At 59.2% G+C, this 6,508-nt stretch carries 5 protein-coding genes; all 5 read right to left on the bottom strand.

The window, feature by feature from the left end; translation table 11 throughout:
- Positions 1-90 precede the first annotated feature (90 nt).
- The 5 genes from HMPREF2129_RS04945 to murJ all read right to left on the bottom strand — a co-directional run bounded on the left by HMPREF2129_RS04945 (position 91) and on the right by murJ (position 6,482).
- Positions 91-1,269: an N-acetylmuramoyl-L-alanine amidase gene (locus HMPREF2129_RS04945; RefSeq protein WP_373277172.1), complete on the bottom strand. Its 1,179-nt coding sequence runs from the start codon at positions 1,267-1,269 to the stop codon at positions 91-93.
- A 79-nt stretch (positions 1,270-1,348) separates the two neighbouring features.
- Positions 1,349-1,672 carry a thioredoxin gene (gene trxA / locus HMPREF2129_RS04940; RefSeq protein WP_034663896.1) on the bottom strand — a complete coding sequence of 108 codons (324 nt, stop codon included), beginning with the start codon at positions 1,670-1,672 and terminating at the stop codon, positions 1,349-1,351.
- A gap of 50 nt (positions 1,673-1,722) precedes the next feature.
- Complete coding sequence (gene trxB / locus HMPREF2129_RS04935; protein ID WP_052092797.1) at positions 1,723-2,694, bottom strand: thioredoxin-disulfide reductase; 972 nt, start codon at positions 2,692-2,694, stop codon at positions 1,723-1,725.
- 28 nt (positions 2,695-2,722) lie between these two features.
- Positions 2,723-3,310 (bottom strand): RNA polymerase sigma factor, encoded by a 588-nt coding sequence (locus HMPREF2129_RS04930; protein ID WP_052092790.1) that lies wholly within the window; start codon positions 3,308-3,310, stop codon positions 2,723-2,725.
- Between the two features lie 127 nt (positions 3,311-3,437).
- Positions 3,438-6,482 carry a murein biosynthesis integral membrane protein MurJ gene (gene murJ / locus HMPREF2129_RS04925; protein ID WP_408605819.1) on the bottom strand — a complete coding sequence of 1,015 codons (3,045 nt, stop codon included), beginning with the start codon at positions 6,480-6,482 and terminating at the stop codon, positions 3,438-3,440.
- Positions 6,483-6,508 lie beyond the last annotated feature (26 nt).

The following is a 6,508-nucleotide window of genomic DNA, read 5'->3' as shown; positions in this document are numbered from 1 at the left end:
ACTGCTGAGTTCCAAGTAGACCAAAACCCCCTGACGAGGGGGTTTTAAAATTGGATGTTCGGCGGGGTGTTAAATCCTTCACCGAATGCGTTAGCCTTGCTCCTCTTGCAGGAGCTCCTTGAAGGAGTAGGTGCCCGTCGGCTGGGTATCTTCATCCAACAGGTAGAGGCGCTTCACGGCGACAACGATCGCTTCGGCGATCGCGTCTCGCTGAGTCGGGTCCGTGACAATGGACACGTCACGCGGGTTAGTCAGATACCCCAACACCACCTCAACGGATGGCATCTCCGTCATTCGGAGCAGCTCCCACGTCCGGCCGTGCGTGTAGCAGTTACCCAAGTCCGTGCGCGCAACAATCTCACGCTGGATGAAACCCGAAAGGGTTTCCCCAGTCATTGAGGAGGCACCCTGCTCCGAACCGAAGTAGAACGTGGCCACACCGTTGGCCTTGTCATTGTGGTAGCGGTCCAGCTGCAAAGAGATAAGCAAATCCGCATCAAACCCATTCGCCATATCGGCGCGGGCCTTCGGCGAGGGGTGATCACCGCGGGGACGCGACATGATCGTCTCCATCCCGGCGGCAATCATGCGGGATTCCACACGGGAAGCCAAATCCCACAAGATCTCCTCTTCGGAGATCCGCCCATGACGTCCCGTGACATCCATGGGATTAGACACGTCAATATTCGGGTCGATCACTACGCGCTTACCCGTCAGACGCGGACCGGCCCTGCGGACCACCTCGCGCTCACGGATCGCCTGCGTGGAACCACCAGTGATCCGTCGGCCAAGCAGACTCAGGGCGTGAAGCGTTTCCGGCCCACACATCCCGTCATCCTGGATGCCGTAATTCAGCTGGTAATTCGACAACGCCTCATGCGTATCTGGGCCAAAGTGCCCATCAATACGCCCCGAATAAAAGCCCAACTCCTGCAGCTGCTTCTGCAACTGGCTCACATCATCGCCCACCATGATCTGGTTTGGCTCATAGCTCAGCACACGCGCACCCAAGGTGTAAGAGGCCTGACGCAGCTCACGCAACGTCAAATCATCAATCTCACCAGAGGGCAAAATCCCGCGCGACTGTTGGAAGGCTTTCAGGGTGTTCGCCAAAGCATCGTCGAAAAGCATTTCTTCCGGCGAAAATTTACGGCGACTCCACTCCCCCACGTCCCCCTCAAAACCAGTGAGCAGGCCGAGCCGCGCAAGCGTCGAGCGGACCTCAGCGACGCGCGGGCTCAAATCCCCCACCCCAAGACGTCCTATCACTACTCACCTTTCTTCACGGACTTGTACCGCAATAATCTTACTGACCATGCGGAATTAACCGACGATGGTCTGCCCCAATCTAAATATGCGCCTCAAGGCGAGCAATAATGTCTTCCTTCGGCTCTACGCCAACAAAGTTTTCCACCACTTCCCCACCCTTGAAAATAAGCAGATTCGGGATCGACATTACCTGGTAAGTCGCAGCGAGTATGCGTTCCTGGTCCACGTTGACCTTCACCACCTTCGCGCGACCCGCCAGCTCCTCAGCCACATCCTCAAGAGCCGGTGCCAACCTGTGACACGGCCCGCACCAGTCAGCCCAAAAATCCACGAGAACCGGCACATCGGAATCAATGACTTCCTGCTTGAACGTGACCTGGTTCGCTTCGATAGAACCCGACATTGAGTGCTCCTTATTAATAGTGGTTCAGCTTGACGTTAAAACTAGCGGTTTTAAAGCGACTCCAAGTAGTGCTCCGCATCAATGGCTGCCCGGCAACCAGAGCCCGCCGCGGTAATTGCCTGGCGGTAATAGTTATCTACCAGATCACCAGCAGCGAAGACACCCGAGATGGAGGTCTTGGTGCTCGGGTGCTCCACGGTGACATAGCCTTCCGCATCCGTGGCTACCTGGCCCTCCAGGAAACTCGAGCGCGGATCGTGGCCGATAGCCACGAACATAGCGGTGGCGTCCAACTCAGATTCCTCCCCCGTCACAGTGTTCTTTAGACGCAGACCGGCAACCTTGCCACCGTCTTCGAGGACTTCCTCCACAACCGTGTTGGTAAGGATCTCAATCTTCTCATTCGCCCGCGCACGGTCCAGCATGATCTGGGAGGCACGGAACTCCTCACGGCGGTGAATGAGCGTGATCTTTGAACCAAAACGGCTGAGGAAGGTGGCTTCCTCCATCGCGGAATCCCCACCGCCAACAACGGCAATGTGCTGGTCCTTGAAGAAGAAGCCGTCACAGGTCGCGCACGTAGACACACCGCGACCAGTCAGCTGCTGCTCACCCGGAATACCCAAGTGGCGCGGGGCCGCACCGGTGGCCAGGATGACAGAACGGGCAGTGAAGACCTCATCCCCCACGTGCACCTTCTTAACTGCGCCCTCTAGCTCCACGCTATCCACCATTTCCGCGCGCAGATCCGCGCCGAAACGCTCCGCCTGCGCACGCATCTCCATCATGAGATCCGGGCCCATAATGCCCTTCTCAAAACCGGGGTAATTTTCCACCTCAGTGGTGTTCATCAACTCACCACCGAACTCAAAACCTTCAAACACCAGTGGCTTCAGGTTTGCGCGCGCGGTGTACAACGCCGCCGTGTAGCCAGCGGGGCCGGAGCCAATAACGATGACATCGTGGGTGTCTTCCTCTCCTTCTCCGAACGGAGAAGAAGAGGTCGGAGTGGAAGTAGACATGGAGTTCGGTTCGGTCATGCGTGCCAGTCTAACGTGCCACCTCGTCCGCGAAGTAGTCCACGATCATCTCGCGTGCCCTATGGCGCCGGGACTTCACGGTGCCCGGTGCCACGCCAAGTTCGCGGGCGGCGGTGTTGACGGTGAGCCCCTGGACATCGATAAGCATGAGTGCCCTGCGGTGCGCAGACGGCATCTTCGCCAGGATCTGCCGCAGCGCCATAATCCGATCAAAATTTTGGAATGGCGCATACGCAGCCGCATTGATCATGGCGGGCACCATCGTGTCTTCATCATCCAGGCTCAGGTGGCGGCGCCTGTTCTCAGCCCGTTTTGCGTGGTCATGGCCCGCGTTGACCACCAGGCGGTAGAGCCATGTGGCCAGGGCGGCCTCCGAGCGGAAGGTGTGCATGTTCAGTGAGGCTTTCAGCAGCGCTTCCTGCACAATATCCTGCGCATCGTGGTGGTTGCGTGCATTTCTGCGGGCCACCGCAATCAGCCGCGGAGTATGCCTATCGACGATCGCCTCAAACGCCCGCACATCCCCCTTCAAATATTCCGCCGCCAACGCCTCATCCGACCAGGCACGCTGCGCTTTTCTGCGCTGTAGCTTGTTCATGGTTGCCCCCAAACAATCCCAAATCCCCGAATATTTGTCTTCATTGTGGCATGCGAAGCGACGTTATGCCACCAAAAAGTGTCCACTTAAGTGGACACTGCGAAAAAGGTGAAAAACCCGCCGACTTTTAACGCGGGCGTGTACCCACAATGGTGACTTCCCGGATCACAGCGGGCGCGCCATTCCAGGTGGGATTGTCAGCAGGGGCACTAATGGCAATGATGATGCCTTCGAGTTCGGCCAGCTCCGGCTGCTGCGGAACCTTGATGGAAAAGCGCTTGTCCGTCAGTGTTCCTGTGGAGATGACGGGAAGATCAGTGTCAGAGCTTCCTGTGGCCTCAGTGTTCGTGTTCTCGTGCGGAATGGCGTAGATGGTGTAATCGAGCCCACCGGTTTTGCTGTTGAGGATGATACTGCGCGCGGTGAAGTTGGTGTTTCCAGCGCGCTCCTGCGGGGTGAGCACAATCCGGTCACCGGGTGACACTGTTGCTGTGGTAGCGGTATCCCCATCCGCCAATGCTGCAAAAGCAGGGTCGGGGGTGACAGAAGAAATGATTACCGCGGGCTGTGCTGAATCGGTGGAATCATTTTCAACCTTTTCCACAGAGTCCTTCGTCACCGGCGCATCGGGATTCTTACTGAACTGGCTGATCACAAAGACGCTCAATGCAGCAACGGCGACCACAGCCATGATGGCCGCTGAAACCAGTGCGGTTGTGCCCACGGTGCCCATACCACGTGCACCAAAACCAGCGACGAGTGCCGGCTGCGGTGCAATTTCCGGGGCGGGCTGGGGCGCCCCCAGCGTGGCGTCCGGCCGGGTTGCCGCCATGAGTAAGTCTTGTGCAGATTCCCAGGCAGCATCATCTGCCTCAATGCTCGCGGTGTCCAGCACCGTGGGGAAAGCGAGGACAACAATGCCATCCTCCGTCACGCGCATGCGGTTGCGGTTATCCAGACCCAGCGCCAGCCCATGCTCGTGGGCGAACTGGATGGACTTGCTCAGTGGCACCGTTGCGGCGTGGACTGCCTCCTCGACTAGTGGCGTGGTGGACTCGGCGACGGCCTGCAGGGAGGAACCGGAAATCCAGTCGGCTATAACAAGGCAGCCAGTGCGGTAGGAAATAACATCCAGAATCGGGGCGACCGCGGGCAGGTGCAGCTTTGCGATCGCCCGGGTGCGGTGAGCCACCCCAGCGGCGTCAAGCGCGGCCTGGCGCCGTGGTACCGGAGCCAGTGGTGCAGAACCACACGTATCCACGAAGGTCAGCGCTACCATCCGGCCGGTGCGCAACTCCGTGGCCTGCCAGAAGCGTGCACTGCCCGCAGACCCATGGTCGCGTAGGAGACGGAAACGCCCGTCGGAAACTGCTGCGCCCGGCACGAGCCGTGGCCCACGCACAACACCAGCGGACATGGGAGGTGGAACGGGGGATGTGTTGAAGGTGTCGTCGACAAGAAATTGAACCGGAACTTCTGTGGCCTCAATGCGGGCTGCGGGCGCGGTCCGAATGATCTTGTTCAGGCCAGGGATCTTGGCCAGTGCGGCGCCGAGGCTGCGAACCTCGGTGAGGTCGGAGAAGGATAGGACGATGCCTGTGACAATGACGAAGATGAGGCCGAGAACAGTCACTTCCACCAGCAGCCCCAGTGAGCCCGGGATGAGCGGTGGTAGCACGCGGAGGAAGTAGCGGGTAGCCAACGCAGCTGCGATGCCCACCAGGCCAGCTGCTGCCGCCCACGCCGCGGTGTGCAGCACGTCCCTGGAGCCCAAATTGCCTAGCTTGCGGTGCAGCAAAAACGCACCCACGATCGCGCCGGCCACGAAACCGAAACCGTTGGCCGCACCCAGCAGCACCACCACCTGGTCGGGGCTTGCCGCCACGGACGGTGCGAGCATGGCCAGCACCACCTTGGTCACCGTGATACCGGCGATGATGAACGTGGGCGTCCACGCCTCCTCCCGCGCATAGAACACGCGCAGGTGCAGCATGACCAGGGCGTACGGGATCAGCGTAAACGCGGAGAAACTCAGCGTCATGCCCAGCGTGCGCGCATCCGTTTCAGTGAACTGGCCGTAGTGGAACAGTGCAACACCGATGTCGGGGCCCAGCGCCGTCATGAACATGATGATGGGGATGAGCGCGATGAAGGTGAGCTTCGTGCCCAAGGTCAGATCACGCACCACCGCAGCATCATCACCATCCGCCGCATTGCGGGACAGGCGCGGCATGATCGCGGTCAGAAGCGTCACGCCGATGATGCCGTACGGCACCTGCAACAGCAGCCAGTGCTGCATGTAAATCGCCGGGGCGGAACTGTACGCCTCCGAGGCGATACGGTTGTTAATGATGTAGCCGACCTGCGAAATAGCCACGTACGTGACAATCGCTACAGCCATGCCACCGAACTGTTTCAGTCGGTCATCCAACCCCCACAGTGGCCGCAAATCAATGCCGAGGCGGCGCAGTGCCGGCACCATAATCAGACACTGCACCACCACACCAAGCGTGGTGCCCAAACCCAGCAACAGCACATGCGGGTCCATCACACCGGTGAGGTCGTCCTTGTCAATACTGCCCGGCAGCAGCATGTACAACGCCAGCACCGCGATGGATACCAGGTTGTTCACCACCGGCGCCCACGCGCCGGGCCGGAACACTTCCTTGGTGTTAAGCACCGCCATGAACAGGGAGAACATCCCGTAGAACATGATTTGCGGTAACAGCAGATAGGCAAAGGAGGTGGATTGGACCACATTTACTTCACCGTCCGCGTCCAACATCACCCGTGTCAGCAGTGGAGCCGCAATTACCGTCACCACCGTGACCACCGTGACCAACGTCAAAGTCAACGTGAACAGTCGCCGAATAAAGTCAGCGCCCTGATCCGGGTCTTCCTTCTCCGCGCGCACGAGCACTGGTACCACCAAAGCGGTGAGCACCGAGCCAAGCACGATCTCGGTGATCATATTCGGCAACGTGTTTGCTGTATTGAAAGCAGACGCCACCGCACCGCCGAGTGCAGAGGTGATCATCACCGTGCGAATGAACCCGGTGATGCGCGACATCAACGTCGCCACAGCCATCGAGCCGGTTGAGCGAACGACAGAACTGTCGCTCGTGGGCTTCCGTTTAGGCTGCGTCACAGGTTCTCCAAAGTTGTCGAAGATGGATACGGCAGGGGACTATGGGTATG

This window comes from Corynebacterium tuscaniense DNF00037 (assembly GCF_000759055.1).
Lineage (GTDB): Bacteria > Actinomycetota > Actinomycetes > Mycobacteriales > Mycobacteriaceae > Corynebacterium > Corynebacterium tuscaniense.
Note: the sequence above shows the minus strand (reverse complement) of the source record. Positions and strands in the feature narration are given on the sequence as shown.

Coding starts and splice junctions, on each gene's coding strand:
- trxA (WP_034663896.1), bottom strand. CDS start 1,672: ATGTCGGGTTCTATCGAAGCGAACCAGGTCACGTTCAAGCAGGAAGTC.
- trxB (WP_052092797.1), bottom strand. CDS start 2,694: ATGTCTACTTCCACTCCGACCTCTTCTTCTCCGTTCGGAGAAGGAGAG.
- HMPREF2129_RS04930 (WP_052092790.1), bottom strand. CDS start 3,310: ATGAACAAGCTACAGCGCAGAAAAGCGCAGCGTGCCTGGTCGGATGAG.